General features: G+C 51.2%; 27 protein-coding genes. 24 read left to right on the forward strand and 3 right to left on the reverse strand.

The features are described 5' to 3' along the window. Window positions 1-470 precede the first annotated feature (470 nt). Window positions 471-1430: a 23S rRNA pseudouridine(955/2504/2580) synthase RluC gene (gene rluC, locus D9741_RS12385; protein WP_130215896.1), complete on the forward strand. Its 960-nt coding sequence runs from the start codon at window positions 471-473 to the stop codon at window positions 1428-1430. A gap of 111 nt (window positions 1431-1541) precedes the next feature. Here the strand turns inward: rluC and yceF are convergent, their stop codons facing one another. Next, a complete protein-coding gene (gene yceF, locus D9741_RS12390) occupies window positions 1542-2126 on the reverse strand; it encodes a 7-methyl-GTP pyrophosphatase (protein ID WP_130215898.1) in 585 nt (194 codons plus the stop codon). Between the two features lie 198 nt (window positions 2127-2324). On the opposite strand from yceF, the gene yceD reads away from it, so the two are divergent. From yceD to D9741_RS12500, 22 genes are all read left to right on the forward strand, one after another. Continuing rightward, window positions 2325-2846: a 23S rRNA accumulation protein YceD gene (gene yceD / locus D9741_RS12395; RefSeq protein ID WP_001174481.1), complete on the forward strand. Its 522-nt coding sequence runs from the start codon at window positions 2325-2327 to the stop codon at window positions 2844-2846. Window positions 2847-2897: 51 nt separating this feature from the next. After that, window positions 2898-3071, forward strand: coding sequence for a 50S ribosomal protein L32 (rpmF, locus tag D9741_RS12400; protein WP_000290727.1), 174 nt, complete (start codon window positions 2898-2900; stop codon window positions 3069-3071). An 80-nt stretch (window positions 3072-3151) separates the two neighbouring features. Continuing rightward, window positions 3152-4222, forward strand: coding sequence for a phosphate acyltransferase PlsX (plsX, locus tag D9741_RS12405; RefSeq protein WP_074399521.1), 1071 nt, complete (start codon window positions 3152-3154; stop codon window positions 4220-4222). A 67-nt stretch (window positions 4223-4289) separates the two neighbouring features. Next, entirely contained in the window at window positions 4290-5243 is a 954-nt protein-coding gene (fabH, locus tag D9741_RS12410; protein WP_130205541.1) for a beta-ketoacyl-ACP synthase III, read from the forward strand. A gap of 15 nt (window positions 5244-5258) precedes the next feature. After that, complete coding sequence (fabD, locus tag D9741_RS12415; RefSeq protein ID WP_130215900.1) at window positions 5259-6188, forward strand: ACP S-malonyltransferase; 930 nt, start codon at window positions 5259-5261, stop codon at window positions 6186-6188. 12 nt (window positions 6189-6200) lie between these two features. Continuing rightward, complete coding sequence (fabG, locus tag D9741_RS12420) at window positions 6201-6935, forward strand: 3-oxoacyl-ACP reductase FabG (RefSeq protein ID WP_001008542.1); 735 nt, start codon at window positions 6201-6203, stop codon at window positions 6933-6935. 210 nt (window positions 6936-7145) lie between these two features. Next, window positions 7146-7382: an acyl carrier protein gene (acpP, locus tag D9741_RS12425; RefSeq protein WP_000103754.1), complete on the forward strand. Its 237-nt coding sequence runs from the start codon at window positions 7146-7148 to the stop codon at window positions 7380-7382. Between the two features lie 89 nt (window positions 7383-7471). Next, window positions 7472-8713 (forward strand): beta-ketoacyl-ACP synthase II, encoded by a 1242-nt coding sequence (gene fabF, locus D9741_RS12430; protein WP_130205545.1) that lies wholly within the window; start codon window positions 7472-7474, stop codon window positions 8711-8713. A gap of 119 nt (window positions 8714-8832) precedes the next feature. Next, window positions 8833-9642: an aminodeoxychorismate lyase gene (gene pabC / locus D9741_RS12435; protein ID WP_130215902.1), complete on the forward strand. Its 810-nt coding sequence runs from the start codon at window positions 8833-8835 to the stop codon at window positions 9640-9642. Window positions 9643-9644: 2 nt separating this feature from the next. After that, on the forward strand, window positions 9645-10667 hold the full coding sequence (gene yceG / locus D9741_RS12440; RefSeq protein WP_130215904.1) for a cell division protein YceG: 1023 nt from the start codon (window positions 9645-9647) through the stop codon (window positions 10665-10667). Next, entirely contained in the window at window positions 10657-11298 is a 642-nt protein-coding gene (gene tmk / locus D9741_RS12445; RefSeq protein ID WP_130205551.1) for a dTMP kinase, read from the forward strand. The genes yceG and tmk overlap by 11 nt, the downstream gene beginning before the upstream one ends. Further along, a complete protein-coding gene (gene holB, locus D9741_RS12450) occupies window positions 11295-12299 on the forward strand; it encodes a DNA polymerase III subunit delta' (protein ID WP_130215906.1) in 1005 nt (334 codons plus the stop codon). Before tmk ends, holB begins: the two co-directional genes overlap by 4 nt. Before the next feature lie 10 nt (window positions 12300-12309). Further along, window positions 12310-13107 carry a metal-dependent hydrolase gene (locus tag D9741_RS12455; protein WP_130205555.1) on the forward strand — a complete coding sequence of 266 codons (798 nt, stop codon included), beginning with the start codon at window positions 12310-12312 and terminating at the stop codon, window positions 13105-13107. A gap of 294 nt (window positions 13108-13401) precedes the next feature. Beyond that, window positions 13402-14835 carry a PTS glucose transporter subunit IIBC gene (ptsG, locus tag D9741_RS12460; protein ID WP_000475698.1) on the forward strand — a complete coding sequence of 478 codons (1434 nt, stop codon included), beginning with the start codon at window positions 13402-13404 and terminating at the stop codon, window positions 14833-14835. A gap of 499 nt (window positions 14836-15334) precedes the next feature. Next, window positions 15335-15694, forward strand: coding sequence for a purine nucleoside phosphoramidase (gene hinT, locus D9741_RS12465; protein WP_054445830.1), 360 nt, complete (start codon window positions 15335-15337; stop codon window positions 15692-15694). Window positions 15695-15696: 2 nt separating this feature from the next. Beyond that, window positions 15697-16074: a YcfL family protein gene (locus D9741_RS12470; protein WP_130215908.1), complete on the forward strand. Its 378-nt coding sequence runs from the start codon at window positions 15697-15699 to the stop codon at window positions 16072-16074. Between the two features lie 13 nt (window positions 16075-16087). Further along, on the forward strand, window positions 16088-16738 hold the full coding sequence (gene lpoB, locus D9741_RS12475) for a penicillin-binding protein activator LpoB (RefSeq protein ID WP_130215910.1): 651 nt from the start codon (window positions 16088-16090) through the stop codon (window positions 16736-16738). Further along, window positions 16719-17540: a thiamine kinase gene (gene thiK, locus D9741_RS12480; protein ID WP_130215912.1), complete on the forward strand. Its 822-nt coding sequence runs from the start codon at window positions 16719-16721 to the stop codon at window positions 17538-17540. Before lpoB ends, thiK begins: the two co-directional genes overlap by 20 nt. A 13-nt stretch (window positions 17541-17553) precedes the next feature. Then, window positions 17554-18579, forward strand: coding sequence for a beta-N-acetylhexosaminidase (gene nagZ, locus D9741_RS12485; RefSeq protein ID WP_130215914.1), 1026 nt, complete (start codon window positions 17554-17556; stop codon window positions 18577-18579). A gap of 22 nt (window positions 18580-18601) precedes the next feature. Continuing rightward, window positions 18602-19144: an alpha/beta hydrolase YcfP gene (ycfP, locus tag D9741_RS12490; protein WP_075331716.1), complete on the forward strand. Its 543-nt coding sequence runs from the start codon at window positions 18602-18604 to the stop codon at window positions 19142-19144. 394 nt (window positions 19145-19538) lie between these two features. After that, window positions 19539-20843: an NADH-quinone dehydrogenase gene (ndh, locus tag D9741_RS12495; protein ID WP_064528597.1), complete on the forward strand. Its 1305-nt coding sequence runs from the start codon at window positions 19539-19541 to the stop codon at window positions 20841-20843. Window positions 20844-21069: 226 nt separating this feature from the next. Further along, window positions 21070-21609: a glycine zipper 2TM domain-containing protein gene (locus D9741_RS12500; protein ID WP_064528599.1), complete on the forward strand. Its 540-nt coding sequence runs from the start codon at window positions 21070-21072 to the stop codon at window positions 21607-21609. 62 nt (window positions 21610-21671) lie between these two features. Here D9741_RS12500 and comR read toward each other — a convergent pair whose 3' ends face one another. Continuing rightward, window positions 21672-22304, reverse strand: a complete 633-nt coding sequence (comR, locus tag D9741_RS12505) for a TetR family copper-responsive transcriptional repressor ComR (protein WP_130215916.1) — start codon at window positions 22302-22304, stop codon at window positions 21672-21674. A gap of 240 nt (window positions 22305-22544) precedes the next feature. Between comR and bhsA the strand changes: the two genes are divergently transcribed. Next, window positions 22545-22802, forward strand: a complete 258-nt coding sequence (gene bhsA / locus D9741_RS12510; RefSeq protein WP_000800147.1) for a multiple stress resistance protein BhsA — start codon at window positions 22545-22547, stop codon at window positions 22800-22802. An 81-nt stretch (window positions 22803-22883) separates the two neighbouring features. Here bhsA and ldtC read toward each other — a convergent pair whose 3' ends face one another. Further along, on the reverse strand, window positions 22884-23846 hold the full coding sequence (gene ldtC / locus D9741_RS12515) for a L,D-transpeptidase LdtC (RefSeq protein WP_165383447.1): 963 nt from the start codon (window positions 23844-23846) through the stop codon (window positions 22884-22886). Between the last annotated feature and the right edge of the window lie 58 nt (window positions 23847-23904).

The raw sequence follows: 23904 nt of genomic DNA on the forward strand, positions 1-23904 counted from the left end.
TCACGGTTATCGTCAGCTCAAAGAGGCGCAGAGTGTCGGTTGCCCGTTTTTCATGCGGAAAAACAGCGCAATTATCAGAGAAACAGACTGGGTATTACTCTCCAGAAATATTTCCATCTACCGGTAAGGACTGCAACCCGCAGCCCGCTAACTGCCTGAAAGATCAATACGTCTTACGCCATTGCTGCGTTGATGATCGGTCGGGCAAAATGGGTTATTCCGTAAAATTTCTTGTTTTAACAAGGTTGGACACGGAAACGTTCTCATTATTCCATTGCAAGCCTTGTTATAGCAAGATGACTTTTACCATTTATCACCCACTTACTCACAGTTTTTTCACTTCTTGCTGGCGATTGGTTTAATAACCACCAATTAGGTGATCACCCTGCGAAGTAATAAGGTGCAAAACTAAATATAAGCATAGAAAAATGAGTGGCGCGAATCCTGCTGGCTATTTAGAATCGCCCACCATGAAAACAGAGACTCCATCCGTAAAAATCGTTGCTATCACTGCTGACGAAGCAGGGCAACGTATCGATAATTTTTTGCGTACCCAACTGAAAGGCGTACCAAAAAGTATGATCTACCGTATTTTGCGTAAAGGTGAAGTACGGGTGAACAAAAAACGTATTAAACCTGAATATAAACTCGAAGCTGGCGACGAAGTGCGTATTCCGCCAGTTCGCGTTGCCGAACGGGAAGAAGATGCGGTGTCGCCACATCTGCAAAAAGTGGCGGCGCTGGCGGATGTCATCTTATATGAAGATGATCATATTCTGGTGCTGAATAAACCGTCCGGCACGGCGGTACATGGCGGCAGTGGTTTAAGTTTCGGCGTTATTGAAGGTTTGCGGGCGTTGCGCCCTGAAGCGCGGTTCCTCGAACTGGTGCATCGACTCGACAGAGACACTTCAGGCGTGCTGCTGGTGGCGAAAAAACGCTCGGCGTTACGTTCGCTGCATGAGCAGTTACGTGAAAAAGGCATGCAGAAAGATTACCTGGCGCTGGTGCGCGGCCAGTGGCAGTCACACGTGAAGAGTGTACAAGCGCCGTTATTGAAGAATATTTTGCAAAGCGGTGAGCGTATTGTGCGTGTGAGTCAGGAAGGTAAACCATCCGAAACGCGTTTTAAAGTGGAGGAACGCTATGCGTTTGCCACCCTGGTGCGTTGTAGCCCGGTTACCGGACGTACTCATCAGATCCGTGTGCATACTCAGTATGCCGGTCATCCGATAGCGTTTGACGATCGTTACGGCGACCGTGAATTCGATAAACAACTAACTGAATCGGGAACGGGGTTAAATCGTTTGTTCCTGCATGCGGCGGCGTTGAAATTTACGCATCCGGGGACCGGTGAGGTGATGCGTATCGAAGCGCCAATGGATAATGGTTTGAAGCGTTGTTTGCAGAAACTGCGTAACACGCGTTAATGCGAGCATATAAACCTGGTAGTCGGCGGTAGGCCTGATAAGGCATTTTCGCCGCATCAGGCAGTCAGCACCAATTGCCGGATGCGGCGTAAACGCGTCCGGCCCATAAAATTATCCCATCAGCGGGTTTTGCCCTTCCCGGCGCAACATCTGACAGAGCGCGATAAGCGGCAAACCAACCAGCGTGTTAGGGTCACGCCCCTCTAAGCGCTCAAACAGCGTAATACCAAACCCTTCACTCTTAAAGCTGCCTGCGCAGTGCAGGGGATGTTCTTTACGCACGTAATTATCAATCTCCGCCTCGCTCAGGTGACGGAAATGGACGTCAAAAGGTTCAACTTCTGTTTGCAGATGCCCATTCGCCGAATTAAACAGCGCCAGCCCGGTATAGAAGGTGACAATATTGCCACTGGCTTTACGTAATTGCAGACGGGCATTTTCTTCCGTTAACGGTTTGCCAGTGATTTCACCGTCCAGTACACACACCTGATCAGAACCAATAATTAAATGATCCGGATAACGTGACGCCAGGGATTGCGCTTTTTCCTGCGCCAGTCGAAGCACCAACTGGCGCGGTGATTCATCGCTGCGCGGGGTTTCGTCGGCCTCCGGCGCGGCACATTCGAAAGAGATTTGCAGTTTTTCCAGTAGGACGCGGCGCCAGGGCGATGTGGAGGCTAAAATAAGTTTAGGCATATTTTTTTCCATCAGATATAGCGTATTGATGATAGCCATTTTAAACTATGCGCTTCGTTTTGCAGGTTGATGTTCGTTGTCAGCACTGAACGAAAATAAAGCAGTAACCCGCAATGTGTGCGAATTATTGGCAAAAGGCAACCACAGGCTGCCTTTTTCTTTGACTCTATGACGTTACAAAGTTAATATGCGCGCCCTATGCAAAAGGTAAAATTACCCCTGACTCTCGATCCGGTTCGTACGGCTCAAAAACGCCTTGATTACCAGGGTATTTATACTCCTGATCAGGTTGAGCGCGTCGCCGAATCTGTGGTCAGTGTGGACAGTGATGTGGAATGCTCCATGTCGTTCGCTATCGATAACCAACGTCTCGCGGTGTTAAACGGCGATGCGAAGGTGACGGTAACGCTCGAGTGTCAGCGTTGCGGGAAGCCGTTTACTCATCAGGTCTACACAACGTATTGTTTTAGTCCTGTGCGTTCAGACGAACAGGCTGAAGCACTGCCGGAAGCGTATGAACCGATTGAGGTTAACGAATTCGGTGAAATCGATCTGCTTGCAATGGTTGAAGATGAAATCATCCTCGCCTTGCCGGTAGTTCCGGTGCATGATTCTGAACACTGTGAAGTGTCCGAAGCGGACATGGTCTTTGGTGAACTGCCTGAAGAAGCGCAAAAGCCAAACCCATTTGCCGTATTAGCCAGCTTAAAGCGTAAGTAATTGGTGCTCCCCGTTGGATCGGGGATAAACCGTAATTGAGGAGTAAGGTCCATGGCCGTACAACAGAATAAACCAACCCGTTCCAAACGTGGCATGCGTCGTTCCCATGACGCGCTGACCGCAGTCACCAGCCTGTCTGTAGACAAAACTTCTGGTGAAAAACACCTGCGTCACCACATCACTGCCGACGGTTACTACCGCGGCCGCAAGGTCATCGCTAAGTAATCACGCGTCTGCGTGATGAAGCTTAGTGAGGATTTTCCCCAGGCAACTGGGGAAAGACCAAACCGGGCGGCGACGATACCTTGACACGTCTAACCCTGGCGTTAGATGTCATGGGAGGGGATTTCGGTCCTTCCGTGACAGTGCCTGCAGCTTTGCAGGCACTGAATTCTAATTCGCAACTCACTCTTCTTTTAGTCGGTAATCCCGACGCCATCACGCCATTACTTGCTAAAGCTGACTTTGAACAACGTTCGCGTCTGCAGATTATCCCTGCGCAGTCAGTTATCGCCAGTGATGCCCGGCCTTCGCAAGCTATTCGCGCCAGTCGCGGTAGCTCAATGCGCGTGGCGCTGGAGCTGGTTAAAGAAGGTAGAGCACAAGCCTGCGTCAGCGCTGGTAATACCGGAGCGTTGATGGGACTGGCAAAATTATTACTCAAGCCCCTTGAGGGGATTGAGCGTCCTGCGTTGGTGACGGTGCTGCCGCATCAGCAAAAGGGCAAAACGGTGGTCCTTGATTTAGGGGCCAACGTCGATTGTGATAGCACGATGTTGGTGCAATTCGCCATTATGGGCTCTGTTTTGGCTGAAGAGGTGGTGGAAATTCCCAACCCTCGCGTGGCGTTGCTCAATATTGGTGAAGAAGAAGTGAAGGGTCTTGACAGCATTCAGGATGCCTCAGCTGTGCTGAAAACAATCCCTTCTATCAATTACATCGGCTATCTTGAAGCCAATGAGTTATTAACTGGCAAGACAGATGTGCTGGTCTGTGACGGCTTTACAGGAAATGTCACATTAAAGACGATGGAAGGTGTTGTCAGGATGTTCCTTTCTCTGCTGAAATCTCAGGGTGAAGGAAAAAAACGGTCGTGGTGGCTACTGTTATTAAAGCGTTGGCTACAAAAGAGCCTGACGAGGCGATTCAGTCACCTCAACCCCGACCAGTATAACGGCGCCTGTCTGTTAGGATTGCGCGGCACGGTGATAAAAAGTCATGGTGCGGCCAATCAGCGAGCTTTTGCGGTCGCGATTGAACAGGCAGTGCAGGCGGTGCAGCGACAAGTTCCTCAGCGAATTGCCGCTCGCCTGAAATCTGTATACCCAGCTGGTTTTGAGCTGCTGGACGATGGCAAAAGCGGAACTCTGCGGTAGCAGGGCGCTGCCAGCGAACTCGCAGTTTGCAAGTGACGGTATATAACCGAAAAGTGACTGAGCGTACATGTATACGAAGATTATTGGTACTGGCAGCTATCTGCCCGAACAAGTGCGGACAAACGCCGATCTGGAAAAAATGGTGGATACTTCTGACGAGTGGATTGTTACTCGTACCGGTATTCGCGAACGCCATATTGCTGCGCCAAACGAAACCGTTTCAACCATGGGTTTTGAAGCGGCAACGCGTGCAATTGAAATGGCAGGCATCGATAAAGACCAGATTGGCCTGATTGTTGTGGCAACGACTTCTGCCACCCACGCCTTCCCGAGCGCAGCATGTCAGATCCAAAGCATGCTGGGCATCAAAGGCTGCCCGGCGTTTGACGTTGCCGCAGCCTGCGCAGGTTTCACCTATGCATTGAGCGTGGCCGATCAATACGTGAAATCTGGCGCGGTGAAGTATGCTCTGGTCGTCGGTTCCGATGTACTGGCGCGCACCTGCGATCCCACCGATCGTGGGACCATTATCATTTTTGGCGATGGCGCGGGCGCTGCGGTGTTGGCTGCCTCTGAAGAGCCGGGAATCATCTCTACCCATCTGCATGCCGACGGTAGTTATGGTGAATTGCTGACGCTGCCAAACGCCGACCGCGTGAATCCAGAGAATTCAATTCATCTGACCATGGCGGGCAACGAAGTCTTCAAGGTTGCGGTAACGGAGCTGGCGCACATCGTTGATGAGACGCTGGAAGCAAATAATCTTGACCGTTCCCAACTGGACTGGCTGGTTCCACATCAGGCGAACCTGCGTATTATCAGCGCAACGGCGAAAAAACTCGGCATGTCAATGGACAATGTCGTCGTGACGCTGGACCGCCATGGTAATACCTCTGCCGCTTCTGTACCGTGCGCGCTGGATGAAGCCGTACGCGACGGGCGTATTAAGCCGGGGCAGTTGGTTCTGCTTGAAGCCTTTGGCGGTGGATTCACCTGGGGCTCCGCGCTGGTTCGTTTCTAGGATAAGGATTTAAACATGACGCAATTTGCATTTGTGTTCCCTGGTCAGGGTTCTCAAACCGTTGGCATGCTGGCTGATATGGCGGCGAGCTATCCAATTGTCGAAGAAACCTTTGCTGAAGCTTCTGCGGCGCTGGGCTATGACCTGTGGGCGCTGACCCAGCAGGGGCCAGCCGAAGAACTGAATAAAACCTGGCAAACTCAGCCAGCACTGTTAACTGCCTCTGTTGCACTGTACCGTGTATGGCAGCAGCAGGGCGGTAAAGCACCGGCGATGATGGCCGGTCACAGCCTGGGTGAATACTCCGCGCTGGTTTGCGCTGGTGTGATTGATTTTGCTGATGCGGTACGTCTGGTTGAGATGCGCGGCAAGTTCATGCAAGAAGCCGTACCGGAAGGAACTGGCGCAATGGCGGCAATCATCGGTCTGGATGATGCGTCTATTGCGAAAGCTTGTGAAGATGCAGCAGAAGGTCAGGTCGTTTCTCCGGTAAACTTCAACTCTCCGGGCCAGGTGGTTATTGCTGGTCACAAAGAAGCGGTTGAACGTGCTGGCGCTGCCTGTAAAGCTGCGGGCGCGAAACGTGCGCTGCCGTTGCCGGTGAGCGTACCTTCTCACTGTGCGCTGATGAAACCCGCTGCCGACAAACTGGCGGTTGAATTAGCGAAAATCACCTTTAACGCGCCGACCGTTCCGGTTGTGAATAACGTTGATGTCAAATGCGAAACCAATGGCGATGCCATTCGTGATGCACTGGTACGTCAGTTGTATAACCCGGTTCAATGGACGAAATCCGTTGAATACATGGCAGCGCAAGGCGTTGAGCATCTTTATGAAGTGGGACCGGGCAAAGTGCTTACTGGCCTGACGAAACGTATTGTCGACACCCTGACCGCCTCGGCGCTGAACGAACCTTCAGCGATGGCAGCGGCGCTCGAGCTTTAAAAGAGGAACAACATGAATTTTGAAGGAAAAATCGCACTGGTAACCGGTGCTAGCCGCGGGATTGGCCGTGCAATCGCTGAAACGCTCGCGGCTCGTGGCGCGAAAGTTATCGGTACTGCGACCAGTGAAAGCGGCGCTCAGGCGATCAGTGATTATTTAGGCGCCAACGGTAAAGGTCTGATGTTGAATGTGACCGACCCGGCATCTATCGAATCTGTTCTGGAAAAAATTCGCGCAGAATTTGGTGAAGTCGATATCCTGGTCAATAATGCCGGTATCACTCGTGATAACCTGTTAATGCGAATGAAAGATGATGAGTGGAACGATATTATCGAAACCAACCTTTCATCTGTTTTCCGTCTGTCAAAAGCGGTAATGCGCGCTATGATGAAAAAGCGTCATGGTCGTATTATCACTATCGGTTCTGTGGTTGGTACCATGGGAAATGGCGGTCAGGCCAACTACGCTGCGGCGAAAGCGGGCTTGATCGGCTTCAGTAAATCACTGGCGCGCGAAGTTGCGTCACGCGGTATTACTGTAAACGTTGTTGCTCCGGGCTTTATTGAAACGGACATGACACGTGCGCTGAGCGATGACCAGCGTGCGGGTATCCTGGCGCAGGTTCCTGCGGGTCGCCTCGGCGGCGCACAGGAAATCGCCAACGCGGTTGCATTCCTGGCATCCGACGAAGCAGCTTACATCACGGGTGAAACTTTGCATGTGAACGGCGGGATGTACATGGTCTGACCGCGATTTGCACAAAATGCTCATGTTGCGCGCAGTCTGCGTGGTTATGAGTAATAATAAGTGCAAAATGATTTGCGTTGTTGGGGGGTATGGCCTCAAAATAACGCAAAATCGTGGTAAGACCTGCCGGGATTTAGTTGCAAATTTTTCAACATTTTATACACTACGAAAACCATCGCGAAAGCGAGTTTTGATAGGAAATTTAAGAGTATGAGCACTATCGAAGAACGCGTTAAGAAAATTATCGGCGAACAGCTGGGCGTTAAGCAGGAAGAAGTTACCAACAATGCTTCTTTCGTTGAAGACCTGGGCGCGGATTCTCTTGACACCGTTGAGCTGGTAATGGCTCTGGAAGAAGAGTTTGATACTGAGATTCCGGACGAAGAAGCTGAGAAAATCACCACCGTTCAGGCTGCCATTGATTACATCAACGGCCACCAGGCGTAAGTGAACATCTCCAGGCGGTCGTTCGACCGCCTGAGTTTTTTCTTTTTTGTCCCACTAGAATCATTTTTTTCCCTCCCTGGAGGACAAACGTGTCTAAGCGTCGTGTAGTTGTGACCGGACTGGGCATGTTGTCTCCTGTCGGCAATACCGTAGAGTCTACCTGGAAAGCTCTGCTTGCCGGTCAGAGTGGCATCAGCCTAATCGACCATTTCGATACTAGCGCCTATGCAACGAAATTTGCTGGCTTAGTAAAGGATTTTAACTGTGAGGACATTATCTCGCGCAAAGAACAGCGCAAGATGGATGCCTTCATTCAATATGGAATTGTCGCTGGCGTTCAGGCCATGCAGGATTCTGGCCTTGAAATAACGGAAGAGAACGCAACCCGCATTGGTGCCGCAATTGGCTCCGGGATTGGCGGCCTCGGACTGATCGAAGAAAACCACACATCTCTGATGAACGGTGGTCCGCGTAAGATCAGCCCATTCTTCGTTCCGTCAACGATTGTGAACATGGTGGCAGGTCACCTGACTATCATGTATGGCCTGCGTGGCCCAAGCATTTCTATCGCGACCGCCTGTACTTCTGGCGTGCACAACATCGGTCAAGCTGCGCGTATTATCGCGTATGGCGATGCTGACGTGATGGTTGCAGGTGGCGCAGAGAAAGCCAGTACGCCGCTGGGCGTTGGTGGTTTTGGCGCGGCACGTGCATTATCTACCCGCAATGATAACCCGCAAGCGGCTAGCCGTCCGTGGGATAAAGAGCGTGATGGTTTCGTACTGGGCGATGGCGCCGGTATGCTGGTACTTGAAGAGTACGAACACGCGAAAAAACGCGGTGCGAAAATTTACGCTGAACTCGTCGGCTTTGGTATGAGCAGCGATGCTTACCATATGACGTCGCCGCCGGAAAACGGCGCAGGCGCAGCACTGGCAATGGCAAATGCTCTGCGTGACGCAGGAATTGAGCCTGGCCAGATTGGCTACGTGAATGCGCACGGTACTTCTACGCCAGCTGGCGATAAAGCTGAAGCGCAGGCCGTGAAAACTATCTTCGGTGAAGCTGCAAGCCGTGTGCTGGTAAGCTCCACGAAATCCATGACCGGTCACCTGTTAGGTGCAGCAGGTGCAGTAGAGTCTATCTACTCCATCCTGGCGCTGCGCGATCAGGCTGTTCCGCCGACCATCAACCTGGATAACCCGGATGAAGGTTGCGATCTGGATTTTGTGCCGCATGAAGCGCGTCAGGTCAGCGGAATGGAATACACCCTGTGTAACTCCTTCGGCTTCGGTGGCACCAATGGTTCTTTGATCTTCAAAAAGATCTAAGTCGCCATTTCCCACCTACATAAAAGGTCCGCTTGCGGGCCTTTTTTCTTAGATTTTATTCAGACTTGTTCCGCAGTGAACATGCTGCCACACTTACAATCCTATTATAAGGAGCCGGTATGTTCTTAATTAACGGTCATAAACAGGATTCGCTGGCAGCAAGCGATCGGGCCATACAATTTGGCGATGGCTGTTTCACGACAGCCAGAATTATCGACGGTAAAGTCAGCTTATTATCCGCGCACATTACGCGACTACAGGAAGCCTGTCAGCGGTTAATGATCGTTTGTGACTTCTGGGTGCAGCTTGAGCACGAGATGGCAACTCTGGCGGCAGAGCAGCAGAATGGAGTGCTGAAAGTGGTGATCAGTCGTGGCAGTGGTGGGCGAGGTTACAGTACGTTAAACAGCGGACCGGCAACGCGCATGCTCTCAGTTACGGCTTACCCAACGCATTACGACCGCTTACGCAAAGAGGGAATGCTGCTGGCACTAAGCCCGGTACGCCTGGGACGCAATCCTCATCTTGCGGGAATTAAACATCTTAATCGTCTTGAGCAAGTGTTGATTCGCTCTCATCTTGAGCAGACAAACGCCGACGAGGCGCTGGTTCTTGACAGTGAAGGGTGGGTTACGGAATGCTGTGCAGCTAATTTGTTCTGGCGTAAAGGCAACGTGGTCTACACGCCGCGTCTGGATCAGGCTGGAGTTAACGGTATTATGCGACAATTCTGTATCCGTTTACTGGCACAATCCTCCTATCAGATTGCCGAAGTGCAAGCCTCGTTGGAAGATGTAATGCAGGCAGATGAAGTGATGGTTTGTAATGCGCTGATGCCAGTTATGCCTGTGCGTGCCTGTGACGATGTCTTCTTTTCGTCAACAACGCTATATGAATATTTAGCCCCACTTTGTGAGCACCCGAATTAGTCATGAAAAAAGTGTTATTGATTATCCTGTTATTGCTGATGGTACTGGGTATCGCCGCTGGTGTGGGCGTCTGGAAGGTTCGCCATCTTGCCGACAGCAAATTACTTATTAAAGAAGAGACGATATTCACCCTGAAACCTGGAACCGGAAGAATGGCTCTCGGTGAACAATTGTATGCCGATAAAATCATCAATCGCCCCCGCGTCTTTCAGTGGTTGCTGCGTATTGAGCCGGACCTTTCCCATTTCAAAGCCGGGACTTATCGCTTTACGCCGCAGATGACCGTGCGCGAAATGTTACAGCTGCTGAAAAGCGGGAAAGAAGCGCAGTTTCCGCTACGCCTGGTAGAAGGGATGCGTCTGAGCGACTACCTCAAACAATTGCGTGAGGCACCCTATATCACGCACACGTTAAGCGACGATAAATACGCTACCGTGGCGCAGGCCCTGGAACTTGAAAATCCGGACTGGATTGAAGGCTGGTTTTGGCCAGACACCTGGATGTATACCGCTAATACCACTGATGTCGCGTTACTCAAACGAGCGCACAAGAAAATGGTGAAAGCGGTCGATAGCGCCTGGGATGGGCGAGCGGATGGTCTGCCGTATAAAGATAAAAACCAGTTGGTAACGATGGCGTCGATAATCGAAAAAGAAACCGCCGTTGCCAGCGAGCGCGATCAGGTTGCCTCAGTATTTATCAACCGTTTACGTATCGGCATGCGCCTGCAAACCGACCCGACGGTGATTTACGGGATGGGAGAGCGTTATAATGGCAAACTTTCTCGTGCAGATCTGGAAACGCCGACAGCGTATAACACCTACACCATTACTGGTCTGCCGCCAGGCGCGATTGCTACGCCGGGGGCGGATTCGCTGAAGGCTGCTGCGCATCCGGCGAAAACGCCGTATCTCTATTTTGTGGCCGATGGTAAAGGTGGTCACACGTTTAATACCAACCTTGCCAGTCATAACAAGTCTGTGCAGGATTACCTGAAAGTGCTTAAGGAAAAAAATGCGCAGTAAGTATATCGTCATTGAAGGGCTGGAAGGCGCAGGCAAAACCACCGCGCGAAACGTGGTGGTTGAGACGCTTGAGCAACTGGGGATCCGCGACATGGTTTTCACTCGAGAACCCGGCGGTACGCAGCTGGCGGAAAAATTAAGAAGCCTGGTGCTGGATATCAAATCGGTAGGCGATGAAGTCATTACCGATAAAGCCGAAGTACTGATGTTTTATGCCGCGCGCGTTCAGTTGGTGGAAACTGTCATCAAACCGGCGCTGGCGAAAGGCACCTGGGTGATTGGCGATCGGCACGATCTCTCCACTCAGGCATATCAGGGCGGTGGTCGTGGCATTGACCAGCATATGCTGGCAACGCTGCGTGATGCTGTTCTGGGGGATTTTCGTCCTGACTTGACGCTTTATCTTGATGTGACCCCAGAAGTGGGGCTAAAACGCGCCCGTGCGCGTGGCGAACTGGACCGCATTGAGCAAGAGTCATTCGATTTCTTTAATCGTACTCGCGCCCGCTATCTTGAACTGGCGGCACAGGATAAAAGCATTTACACCATTGATGCCACTCAGCCACTGGAATCAGTGATGGAGGCGATTCGCACCACCGTGACTCACTGGGTTAAGGAACATAACGCATGAGATGGTATCCGTGGTTAAGACCCGATTTCGAGAAACTGGTAGCCAGCTATCAGGCCGGAAGGGGTCACCATGCGCTACTCATTCAGGCGTTACCTGGCATGGGCGATGACGCCTTAATCTACGCGTTAAGCCGTTACCTCCTGTGCCAACAACCAGAGGGGCATAAAAGCTGCGGCCACTGTCGTGGATGTCAGTTGATGCAGGCGGGAACTCATCCCGACTATTACACCCTTGCTCCCGAAAAAGGGAAGAACGCGCTGGGCATTGATGCGGTGCGTGAAGTCACTGAAAAACTGAATGAACACGCGCGTTTAGGCGGTGCTAAGGTTGTCTGGATAACCGATGCCGCCTTGCTGACCGACGCTGCGGCGAACGCTTTGCTAAAAACACTGGAAGAGCCGCCGGCAGAAACCTGGTTTTTCCTTGCTACCCGGGAGCCTGAACGTTTACTGGCGACATTACGTAGTCGTTGTCGGCTACATTACCTCGCACCACCGCCAGAACAGTACGCCGTGACCTGGCTTTCACGTGAAGTGACAATGTCACAGGACGCGTTACTTGCCGCACTGCGCTTAAGCGCCGGTTCGCCTGGCGCGGCGTTGGCGTTGTTTCAGGGAGATACCTGGCAGGCCCGCGAAACACTTTGCCAGGCGTTGGCTCACAGTGTGCAATCTGGCGACTGGTATTCCCTGTTGCCGACACTTAATCATGAACAAGCTCCGGCGCGTCTGCACTGGCTGGCAACCCTGATGATGGACGCGCTCAAGCGCAAGTATGGCGCTTCGCAGGTTACCAATGTTGATGTGCCGGGCGTTGTTGCTGCGCTGGCAAACCAGCTTTCTCCCGCGCGCCTGCAGGCTATACTGGGGGATGTTTGTCACACCCGTGAGCAGTTAATTTCTGTCACTGGCGTAAACCGCGAGCTTCTCATCACCGATCTTTTACTGCGTATTGAGCATTACCTGCAACCGGGCGTTGTGCTACCGGTTCCTCATCTTTAAGAGAGACATCATGTTTTTAGTCGACTCACACTGCCATCTCGATGGTCTGGATTATGAATCTTTGCATAAGGACGTGGATGACGTTCTGGCAAAAGCCGCTGCGCGCGATGTGAAATTTTGTCTGGCGGTCGCCACGACATTACCGGGTTATCTGCATATGCGGGATCTGGTAGGCGAACGTGACAATGTCGTATTTTCTTGCGGTGTGCATCCGCTCAACCAGAACGATCCCTATGATGTGGAAGATTTACGCCGCCTTGCGGCGGAAGAGGGCGTTGTTGCCCTTGGGGAAACCGGGCTGGATTATTATTACACGCCGGAAACTAAAGTGCGTCAGCAAGAGTCTTTCATCCACCATATCCAGATTGGTCGTGAACTGAACAAGCCGGTTATTGTCCATACGCGTGACGCCCGCGCCGATACGCTGGCAATTCTGCGCGAAGAAAAGGTGACGGATTGCGGTGGCGTACTACACTGTTTTACAGAGGACAGAGAAACGGCAGGCAAATTACTGGATCTTGGATTTTACATCTCCTTCTCCGGCATTGTGACCTTCCGTAATGCAGAACAACTACGTGATGCCGCGCGTTATGTGCCGCTCGACCGGTTACTGGTCGAAACTGACGCGCCTTATCTGGCACCTGTGCCGCATCGAGGAAAAGAGAATCAACCTGCAATGGTTCGTGATGTTGCTGAATACATGGCTGTGTTGAAAGGTGTTGCCGTTGAAGAGCTGGCGCAGGTAACCACCGATAACTTCGCCCGCCTGTTTCACATCGACGCTTCCCGCCTTCAATCCATCCGTTAAATGAATTTATTTTAAGGCTCGTAATTAATTACTAAAACGAGTAAAGTTCACCGCCGCAAATTGGGCGGTGAATAACCATGTTTGACGCATTATGGCATTTATTTTGTCAATACGTGCAACTTCGCTAAAGGTCCGAAGTTGAAACGTGATAGCCGTCAAACAAATCGGCCATGAATTATTTTACTCTGTGTAATAAATAAAGGGCGCTTAGACGCCCTGTACACGGCAAGGTTCTCCCCCCCTTGCCACGCGTGAGAACGTTAAAAGCACCCATACTCAGGAGCACTCTCAATTATGTTTAAGAATGCATTTGCTAACCTGCAAAAGGTCGGTAAATCGCTGATGCTGCCGGTATCCGTACTGCCTATCGCAGGTATTCTGCTTGGCGTCGGTTCCGCGAATTTCAGCTGGCTGCCCGCCGTTGTATCGCATGTTATGGCAGAAGCGGGCGGTTCCGTTTTTGCAAACATGCCACTGATTTTTGCAATTGGTGTCGCCCTCGGCTTTACCAATAACGATGGCGTATCCGCGCTGGCCGCAGTTGTTGCCTATGGCATCATGGTAAAAACCATGGCCGTGGTTGCGCCGCTGGTACTGCATTTACCTGCTGAAGAAATCGCCGCTAAACACCTGGCGGATACGGGCGTACTCGGGGGGATCATCTCCGGTGCGATCGCAGCGTACATGTTTAACCGTTTCTACCGTATTAAGCTGCCTGAGTATCTTGGCTTCTTTGCCGGTAAACGCTTTGTGCCGATCATTTCTGGCCTGGCTGCCATCTTTACTGGCGTTGTGCTGTCCTTTATTTGGCCGCCAATTGGTTCCGCCATTCAGACCTTCTCCCAGTGGGCTGCTTACCAGAACCCGGTAGTTGCGTTTGGCATTTACGGCTTCATCGAACGCTGCCTGGTACCGTTTGGTCTGCACCACATCTGGAACGTACCTTTCCAGATGCAGATCGGTGAATACACCAACGCCGCAGGTCAGGTATTCCACGGTGACATTCCGCGTTATATGGCGGGTGACCCGACCGCGGGTAAACTGTCTGGCGGCTTCCTGTTCAAAATGTACGGTCTGCCGGCTGCCGCGATTGCTATCTGGCACTCTGCTAAACCAGAAAACCGCGCTAAAGTGGGCGGTATCATGATTTCCGCGGCGTTGACCTCGTTCCTGACCGGTATTACCGAGCCAATCGAGTTCTCCTTCATGTTCGTTGCGCCGATCCTGTACATCATCCACGCGATTCTGGCAGGTCTGGCATTCCCGATCTGTATCCTGCTGGGTATGCGCGATGGTACGTCGTTCTCGCACGGCCTGATCGACTTCATCGTACTGTCTGGTAACAGCAGCAAGCTGTGGCTGTTCCCGATTGTCGGTATCGGTTATGCGATTGTTTACTACACCATCTTCCGCGTGCTGATTAAAGCTCTGGATCTGAAAACCCCGGGCCGTGAAGACGCAACTGAAGATGCGAAAGCTACCGGCACCAGCGAAATGGCACCGGCTCTGGTTGCTGCATTTGGTGGTAAAGAAAACATCACTAACCTTGACGCATGTATTACCCGTCTGCGTGTTAGCGTCGCTGATGTGTCCAAAGTGGATCAGGCTGGCCTGAAGAAACTGGGCGCAGCGGGCGTAGTGGTTGCTGGTTCCGGTGTTCAGGCGATTTTCGGTACGAAATCCGATAACCTGAAAACCGAAATGGATGAGTACATCCGCAACAACTAATCCGTAAGACGTTGGGGAGACTGAGGCAGCCGAATGGCTGCCTTTTTTACAGCCGCTAATCAGACCGGTCATCATTAAATTGCGTGTTGCGCCCGGGACGATAGTTCCTTTCACGTTGATATCGTAGGTTTTGTCGAGCAGATTATTTCCAGCAATGAGACGTTTGGGGTTGCCTGATAACAGGCGAACAGTTCCACCTGCGCATAGCAATTTTGCCCGGCAGTGGAAGGAAACTGTCAAAGCAATGCTGGTGGTAGCAGGAAGGGCCTTGTCGCCGATATCCCTGTTATTATCTAAACCAAAGAGAAAAGGTGTTTTCGGCCCATTCATAGGCAAAAATGGGAATAATGGCGATGTAAACGGCAGTAAAACGATTTTTTGCTTAATAAATCGTGGCTTAAGGTTGAAAGAGCAGGTTTAACTCGACCATACTCTATACTCGCAGTGTAGCGCGGCGTAGCATGGCGCAACGCATGGCAATTTGAAAAAGGAAAATGTCGTGGCAGAAGAAACTATTTTCAGCAAAATTATTCGTCGTGAGATCCCCTCCGATATCGTCTACCAGGATGAGCTGGTAACGGCGTTTCGCGATATTTCGCCGCAAGCGCCAACGCATATTCTGATCATTCCAAATATCCTTATCCCTACCGTGAACGACGTGTCTGCCGAGCATGAGCAGGCGTTGGGGCGTATGATAACCGTAGCGGCAAAAATTGCTGAGCAAGAAGGTATTGCCGAAGATGGCTATCGTTTGATCATGAATACCAACCGTCATGGCGGACAAGAGGTCTATCACATTCATATGCACCTGCTGGGTGGCCGTCCGTTGGGACCAATGCTGGCGCATAAAGGCCTGTAACGATGAGAAAAGGATGCTTTGGACTGGCGTCTTTGGCGTTGCTATTGCTGGTCGGTTGTCGTTCGCATCCGGAAATTCCGGTGAATGATGAACAGTCACTGGTGATGGAGTCATCTTTGCTGGCAGCGGGCATTAGCGCAGAAAAGCCCGTTCTTTCAATGTCTGATATTCAGCCTTCAGCATCCTCGACGCTTTATAACGAAAGGCAAGAACCCGTTACCGTTCATTATCGTTTTTACTGGTATGACGCCAGGGGGCTTGAGATGCACCCTCTGGAAACGCCGCGCAGCGTCACCATTCCCGCTCGTTCAGCGGTGACTCTGTACGGCAGCGCCAATTTTCTTGGGGCGCACAAAGTCAGACTTTATCTTTATTTGTAAGGGGTGAATCTTGATGACAAAAATGAGTCGCTACGCTTTAATCACCGCGCTGGCGATGTTTCTTGCCGGGTGTGTGGGGCCACGTGAACCCGCACCGGTAGAAGAAGTAAAACCTGCGCCGGAGCAACCGGCTGAGCCGCAACAGCCAGTACCCACAGTACCCACAGTGCCATCAGTGCCGACGATCCCGGAGCAGCCAGGGCCAATTGAGCACGAAGACCAAACCGCACCGCCTGCGCCGCATATTCGTCATTATGACTGGAATGGCGCAATGCAGCCGATGGTCGGTAAGATGCTTGGGGCCGATGGCGTGACCGCAGGTAGCGTCTTGCTGGTTGATAGCGTCAATAACCGCACCAATGGTTCTTTGAATACCGGGGAAGCGACAGAAACGCTGCGCAATGCACTGGCTAATAACGGTAAATTTACCCTCGTTTCCGCCCAGCAGCTTTCGATGGCCAAGCAGCAGTTAGGTTTGTCGCCGCAGGATAGCTTAGGCACCCGTAGTAAAGCCATTGGTATTGCTCGCAACGTGGGGGCTCATTACGTGCTGTACTCCAGCGCCTCTGGCAACGTTAACGCTCCGACCCTGCAAATGCAGTTGATGCTGGTGCAGACGGGCGAAATTATCTGGTCAGGTAAAGGTGCCGTTCAGCAACAATAATCCCATCACGCGCGACGAGTTATTGTCGCGCTATTTCCCGCAGTATCACCCCGTCGCGACGTTTAACAGTGGACTTAGCGGCGGGAGTTTTCTCATTGAACATCAGGATCAGCGTTTTGTTGTGCGTCAGACTCACGATCCTGATGCGCCGCAGTCCGTGTTTCTGCGCCAGTACCGGGCGTTATCACGATTACCGGCATACCTTGCACCAAAGCCACATCTCTATCTCCGTGGCTGGATGGTGGTCGACTATTTGCCCGGCGAGGTAAAAACGCAATTGCCGGATACCGACGAACTGGCAGGCTTGCTGTATTATCTGCATCAACAACCGCGTTTTGGCTGGCGAATAACCTTGCTGCCGTTACTGGAACGGTACTGGCAGCGAAGCGATCCGGCGCGGCGGACAGTGGGTTGGCTGCAACTATTAAAACGTCTGCGCAAAATACGGGAACCACAGCCATTACGTTTAAGCCCGTTGCATATGGATGTTCATGCAGGGAACTTAGTCTATACCTCGTCAGGGCTAAAGCTCATCGACTGGGAGTATGCCGGTGATGGTGATATCGCTCTGGAACTGGCGGCGGTGTGGGTGGAAAATAGTGAGCAGCACCGGCAATTAGTTAATGACTATGCCGCGCGGGCGAATATTAATCCGGCGCATTTGTGGCATCAGGTCAGGCGCTGGTTTCCCTGGTTACTGATGCTGAAAGCAGGGTGGTTTGAGTACCGCTGGCAACAAACCAGCGATCAACAATTTATCAGGCTGGCCAATGACACCTGGCGGCAGCTATCAATAAAATAATAAGGAGAGCAGTGTGGGTCCAGTAATGTTGGATGTTGAAGGTTATGAACTGGACGCGGAAGAGCGCGAAATACTTGCGCATCCGCTGGTGGGAGGGCTGATTCTCTTTACACGTAACTATCATGATCCAGCACAGTTGCGCGAACTGGTACGCCAGATCCGCGCAGCTTCACGCAATCACCTGGTGGTGGCGGTGGATCAGGAAGGTGGACGTGTGCAGCGTTTTCGTGACGGTTTTACCCGCTTACCGGCAGCACAATCATTCGCTGCGCTGTTAGGTATGGAAGAGGGGGGCAAACTGGCGCAAGAGGCAGGTTGGCTGATGGCCAGCGAAATGATCGCTATGGATATTGATATCAGCTTTGCACCAGTGCTGGACGTAGGACATATCAGCGCGGCGATTGGTGAACGTTCTTATCATGCCGATCCAGAAAAAGCCCTCGCAATCGCCAGTCGGTTTATTGATGGGATGCATGAAGCCGGAATGAAAACCACCGGTAAACATTTTCCTGGTCACGGTGCCGTAACTGCAGATTCACACAAAGAGACGCCGTGCGACCCACGCCCGCAAGCGGAAATTCGTGCCAAAGATATGTCGGTTTTCAGTACGTTAATTCGCGAAAATAAACTCGATGCCATTATGCCCGCGCATGTGATCTACAGCGATGTTGATCTGCGTCCGGCGAGCGGTTCTCCCCACTGGCTGAAAACTGTTTTACGTCAGGAGCTGGGGTTTGACGGCGTGATTTTCTCTGACGATTTATCGATGGAAGGTGCCGCGATTATGGGCAGTTATGCCGAGCGTGGACAGGCATCACTGGATGCAGGTTGCGATATGATCCTGGTCTGCAATAATCGTAAAGGGGCCGTCAGCGTGTTAGATAATCTGTCACCGATCAAGGCAGAACGTGTTACACGTTTGTATCATAAAGGTTCATTTTCGCGACAGGAACTGATGGACTCGGTTCGCTGGAAAGAGATCAGCGCCCGTCTGAATCAGTTACATGAACGCTGGCAGGAAGAGAAGGCAGGTCACTAACCCTGGCTTATGTGAGGAAGCGATGATTATCTATTTGCACGGTTTTGACTCTAACAGTCCGGGTAACCACGAGAAAGTCTTACAATTGCAGTTTATTGACCCGGATGTACGGCTAATAAGCTACAGCACGCGGCATCCGAAACATGATATGCAGCATTTGCTCAAAGAAGTGGACAAAATGCTGCAACTGAACGTCGATGAGCGCCCGCTCATTTGTGGTGTTGGTCTGGGCGGTTATTGGGCAGAGCGGATTGGTTTTCTCTGTGATATTCGCCAGGTGATCTTCAACCCCAATTTGTTCCCTTATGAGAACATGGAAGGGAAGATTGATCGCCCGGAAGAGTATGCCGATATTGCCACCAAGTGTGTGACCAACTTCCGTGAGAAGAATCGCGATCGTTGCCTGGTGATTTTGTCGCGTCACGATGAAGCGCTTAACAGTCAGCGGACATCTGAAGAGCTGCATCATTATTACGAGATTGTCTGGGACGAAGAGCAGACGCACAAATTCAAAAATATCTCTCCGCATTTGCAGCGCATTAAAGCATTCAAAACCCTCGGTTAATTGGCATCGTCGCATCAGGTAACCTTGTCGGTACCTGATGCGACCCGGATTAAGGCGTTCACGCCGCATCCGACAGCCGAGCACCAATGCCTGATGCGATGCTGCGCATCGTATCAGGCCTGGCAAACGCCCTCCATACACGCCTCACGCTATATAACCCTTCCGAATTAGCTCAAATAGTAAACAATAAACTCTGTTTTTTGATCTCAACAGGTAAATCCGCCTATCTTTTCAGCAACAAAACTTGATTAACATCAATTTTGGTATGACCAATGCACCATTCATGTTATTCTCAATAGCGAAGAACATTTTCATTGCTGTAACCTGTTGTTAATTAAGAGCTATGTTAATAACCATTAATTAACAATTGGTTAATAAATTTAAGGGGGTCACGTTGACTACGCCATTGAAAAAAATTGTGATTGTCGGCGGCGGTGCTGGTGGGCTGGAAATGGCAACACAGCTTGGAGATAAGCTGGGGCGCAAGAAAAAAGCCAAAATTACGTTGGTCGATCGTAACCATAGTCACCTGTGGAAACCGTTGCTGCACGAAGTGGCGACCGGATCGCTCGATGAAGGCGTTGATGCGCTGAGCTATCTGGCCCATGCGCGTAATCATGGTTTCCAGTTTCAGCTGGGTTCTGTGGTTGATATCGATCGTGAAGCGAAAACAATCACCATTGCTGAACTGCGCGACGAAAAAGGTGAATTGTTAGTTCCAGAGCGGAAAATTGCTTACGACACGCTGGTGATGGCGCTGGGTAGCACCTCTAACGATTTCAACACGCCGGGCGTAAAAGAGAACTGCATTTTCCTTGATAACCCGCATCAGGCACGTCGTTTCCATCAGGAGATGCTGAATCTGTTCCTGAAGTTTTCTGCTAACCTGGGCGCCAATGGCAAAGTGAATATTGCGATTGTTGGCGGCGGCGCGACCGGCGTAGAGCTCTCTGCCGAATTGCACAATGCCGTGAAACAACTGCACAGTTACGGTTACAAAGGGCTGACCAACGAAGCCCTGAACGTTACTCTGGTGGAAGCGGGAGAGCGAATTTTGCCAGCGTTACCGCCGCGTATCTCTGCTGCGGCTCACAATGAGTTAACGAAACTGGGCGTTCGCGTGCTGACGCAAACTATGGTTACCAGTGCCGATGAAGGCGGTTTGCACACTAAAGATGGTGAATATATTCAGGCCGATCTGATGGTGTGGGCTGCCGGGATAAAAGCACCAGATTTCCTGAAAGATATTGGTGGTCTTGAAACCAACCGTATTAACCAACTGGTGGTGGAACCGACGCTGCAAACCACGCGCGATCCAGACATTTACGCTATTGGCGACTGTGCGTCATGCCCGCGTCCGGAAGGGGGCTTTGTACCGCCGCGCGCTCAGGCCGCACATCAGATGGCGACCTGCGCAATGAACAACATTCTGGCGCAGATGAACGGTAAACCGCTGAAAAATTATCAGTATAAGGATCACGGTTCGCTGGTATCGCTGTCCAACTTCTCCACCGTCGGTAGCCTGATGGGTAACCTGACGCGCGGTTCAATGATGATTGAAGGACGAATTGCGCGCTTTGTGTACATCTCGCTATACCGAATGCATCAGATTGCGCTGCATGGCTACTTTAAAACCGGATTAATGATGCTGGTGGGCAGTATCAACCGCGTTATCCGTCCGCGTTTGAAGTTGCATTAATCGACGTACACTGGCGGATGTGGCGTAAACGCCTCATCCGCCCTGGACAAATGGTACGAGCGGTAGGCCTGATAAGACGCGTTAAGCGTCGCATCAGGCATTCCTTCAGACTCCTCCGAATCCTTAAGTATTTCCAGCTATTCCCACGCTTTTCATCTTCTGTCTGATAGCTGCTTTTCCCCTTTGCTTGCATGATTGTCATAACTGCAAATAAGGAGGTGTTCCCGTGAATAAATCAATGTTGGCGGGTATCGGGATTGGTGTAGCGGCTGCGCTTGGCGTAGCGGCAGTGGCCAGTCTGAACGTGTTTGAACGTGGCCCGCAATACGCTCAGGTTGTCTCAGCAACCCCAATCAAGGAAACGGTTAAAACACCGCGTCAGGAGTGTCGCAATGTCACGGTGACCCATCGCCGACCGGTGCAGGATGAAAACCGCATTGCTGGTTCGGTCCTCGGGGCCGTCGCTGGCGGGGTGATAGGGCATCAGTTTGGCGGTGGTCGCGGTAAAGATGTCGCCACTGTTGTGGGGGCGCTGGGCGGTGGATATGCCGGTAACCAGATCCAGGGCTCTCTCCAGGAAAGCGATACTTACACTACCACGCAGCAGCGTTGTAAAACGGTGTATGACAAGTCAGAAAAAATGCTCGGTTATGATGTGACCTATAAGATTGGCGATCAGCAGGGCAAAATTCGGATGAACAGCGATCCGGGTACGCAAATCCCATTAGATAACAATGGGCAACTGGTTCTGAATAACAAAGTATAACAAGGCTGTACTCTGCAATTTAGCCCCTCATTCGCTCAGGCTGAGGGGCTTTTTTTTGCGTCTTACTTCACCAGTTCAGGCCATAAACGCAGCGTTGTCCGGGCAACCAGCATCAGTTTTTCCAGCGATGCGCCTTCACGGGCGCTTATCGACATCCCCTGAATAATACAATTAAGAAATTCCGCAAGATGCGTTACGTCACAGTGGGCGGGAATTTCCCCGCGTGCCTGGCGTTGACTTAAAAACTGCTGCAAGGTGCGTTCTTGCATTGCGTGACGTGATTTCACCGTATGAGCAATATCGCCCAAATCCGCTGAAAGCGTGGTGCAGTTGTTAATCATAAAGCAACCCGCGGGGGTATCTTTGCTGGTAAAGCAGTTGGCGACGGCAGCGAAATAGTCCGCCAGTGCAGACTCCACGCTTTTTTCTTCACAAAACAACTGCGCTTCATGCTTAGCGGCAAAGCGATCGATATAACGGTCGAGTACGGCGCGAAATAACCCCTCTTTGTTGGTAAATTCCGCGTAGAGCGTTGGCGCTTTGGCTCCGGTCGCTTCAACGAGGTCCGCAAGGGAAGTCGCTTCATAACCGTGCTGCCAGAACAATTTCATGGCCTTATCAAGCGCGGCTTCCCTGTCGAACACTTTTGGGCGGCCACGGCTTTTTTTTACACAATGTGTTGAGTCTGTTGCCATGATGCCATTGTACCTGGTGGCTGTGAATGAATGGTTATTATAAAAATAATCACCTCCCTTCACCAGTCCAGAAAATAGAAAAATAAAAACTCTCTATTTAACTGAAATTTAAAGTTTTTTAATTTAATTAATGATTGTTATAAAAAACCTCTTGTATGTGATCCAGATCACATCTATCATTTAGTTATCGATCGTTAAGTAATTTCTTGCGACGCCATTCACCTGCATAAGGCCACTATTATGAAAAACGTAAAAACCCTCATCGCTGCGGCGATTTTAAGTTCCATGTCATTTGCCAGCTTTGCGGCTGTCGAAGTTCAGGCAACACCAGAAGGCCAACAAAAAGTGGGTACTATTAGTGCTAACGCGGGGACAAATCTGGGATCGCTGGAAGAACAGCTGGCACAAAAAGCGGATGAGATGGGCGCAAAATCTTTCCGTATTACTTCAGTAACCGGTCCGAATACCCTCCACGGAACGGCAGTCATTTATAAATAAGCATTAACCCTCATTAATGCCCGCTATTGCTGCTTTTTTCCCCGCGACATACTGTGCCGCGGGGATTTTTTTATCCGGGAGTTACAGCGATTGTGGGCTCAGTTGATGGCGGCGCACATCTACCGGCATCCCGGAACGGACATCCATCACATGCTGCATCACTTCAGTGTCAGTTTGTGCTGCATCTTTAAATGATTGCATTGCACTATTCAGCGTTATCGGCAATAGCTGCGGATCGTCATCAATCTTCTCTGATAGCGGCTGATGCACTTCAACCAGACGCGCACCGTTTGGTTCGGCAGAGACTTTAATCGGTGTGTTGATGATATTCACTTTGGTGCCTGGGGTGACCTGGCTAAAGAGTGTTTTGATATCGTCATCACGCAGACGAATACAGCCAGAACTTACCCGCATGCCAATGCCGAAATCGGCGTTCGTACCGTGAAGCAAATAAACGCCGCCATAGGCCGCCAGACGAATCGCATGATGGCCCATAGGGTTATCTGGTCCAGCCGGAACTACCGCAGGCAACTCAATTCCCTGTGCTTTATACCGCGCGCGAATGTTTGCCGTTGGCGTCCAGGTTGGGTTTGCACGCTTGTCAGAAACGGTGGTCACCATTGTCGGTGTCAGCGTGTCACCACCCAACTGACCAATGCCGATGGGATACACGGTCACTGAATTTTTACCCGGTGGGTAGTAATAGAGACGCAGCTCCGCAATGTTGATCACAATGCCTTCGCGCGGCGCGTCTGGTAGTAGAGTTTGCAATGGGATCGTTAACACGCTACCCGCGCGTGGCACGTAAGGATCAACGCCGGGGTTAGCCTGTAACAGAGCGAGAAAGCCGACGTTATATTTTTTGGCGATCGCTTCCAGCGACCCACCGTCATTTTCCACTACATGAAATTTGTTTTCGCCAACCAGGCGACTGCCCGCTGGCGGCAGCGGCCAGGTGTTAGCTTTTGCCGGTAGCGCCAACGCCACGGCTGCGGCGAACGTAAAAAACGTTAGCCAGCGAGAAAAACGCGTTTTGATCATCACCAAAAATCCATAATAAATATAAGGTTATTGTAATAAAAAGATAAGCCTGAATTATGGA

Source organism: Escherichia sp. E14V7, assembly GCF_004212225.1.
Classification (GTDB): Bacteria; Pseudomonadota; Gammaproteobacteria; order Enterobacterales; family Enterobacteriaceae; genus Escherichia.

Coding starts and splice junctions, on each gene's coding strand:
- D9741_RS12470 (WP_130215908.1), top strand. CDS start 15,697: ATGAGAAAAGGATGCTTTGGACTGGCGTCTTTGGCGTTGCTATTGCTG.
- pabC (WP_130215902.1), top strand. CDS start 8,833: ATGTTCTTAATTAACGGTCATAAACAGGATTCGCTGGCAGCAAGCGAT.
- fabD (WP_130215900.1), top strand. CDS start 5,259: ATGACGCAATTTGCATTTGTGTTCCCTGGTCAGGGTTCTCAAACCGTT.
- ycfP (WP_075331716.1), top strand. CDS start 18,602: ATGATTATCTATTTGCACGGTTTTGACTCTAACAGTCCGGGTAACCAC.
- fabG (WP_001008542.1), top strand. CDS start 6,201: ATGAATTTTGAAGGAAAAATCGCACTGGTAACCGGTGCTAGCCGCGGG.
- yceD (WP_001174481.1), top strand. CDS start 2,325: ATGCAAAAGGTAAAATTACCCCTGACTCTCGATCCGGTTCGTACGGCT.
- tmk (WP_130205551.1), top strand. CDS start 10,657: ATGCGCAGTAAGTATATCGTCATTGAAGGGCTGGAAGGCGCAGGCAAA.
- comR (WP_130215916.1), bottom strand. CDS start 22,304: ATGGCAACAGACTCAACACATTGTGTAAAAAAAAGCCGTGGCCGCCCA.
- D9741_RS12455 (WP_130205555.1), top strand. CDS start 12,310: ATGTTTTTAGTCGACTCACACTGCCATCTCGATGGTCTGGATTATGAA.
- holB (WP_130215906.1), top strand. CDS start 11,295: ATGAGATGGTATCCGTGGTTAAGACCCGATTTCGAGAAACTGGTAGCC.
- fabH (WP_130205541.1), top strand. CDS start 4,290: ATGTATACGAAGATTATTGGTACTGGCAGCTATCTGCCCGAACAAGTG.
- yceF (WP_130215898.1), bottom strand. CDS start 2,126: ATGCCTAAACTTATTTTAGCCTCCACATCGCCCTGGCGCCGCGTCCTA.
- lpoB (WP_130215910.1), top strand. CDS start 16,088: ATGACAAAAATGAGTCGCTACGCTTTAATCACCGCGCTGGCGATGTTT.
- yceG (WP_130215904.1), top strand. CDS start 9,645: ATGAAAAAAGTGTTATTGATTATCCTGTTATTGCTGATGGTACTGGGT.
- rluC (WP_130215896.1), top strand. CDS start 471: ATGAAAACAGAGACTCCATCCGTAAAAATCGTTGCTATCACTGCTGAC.
- acpP (WP_000103754.1), top strand. CDS start 7,146: ATGAGCACTATCGAAGAACGCGTTAAGAAAATTATCGGCGAACAGCTG.
- ptsG (WP_000475698.1), top strand. CDS start 13,402: ATGTTTAAGAATGCATTTGCTAACCTGCAAAAGGTCGGTAAATCGCTG.
- bhsA (WP_000800147.1), top strand. CDS start 22,545: ATGAAAAACGTAAAAACCCTCATCGCTGCGGCGATTTTAAGTTCCATG.
- rpmF (WP_000290727.1), top strand. CDS start 2,898: ATGGCCGTACAACAGAATAAACCAACCCGTTCCAAACGTGGCATGCGT.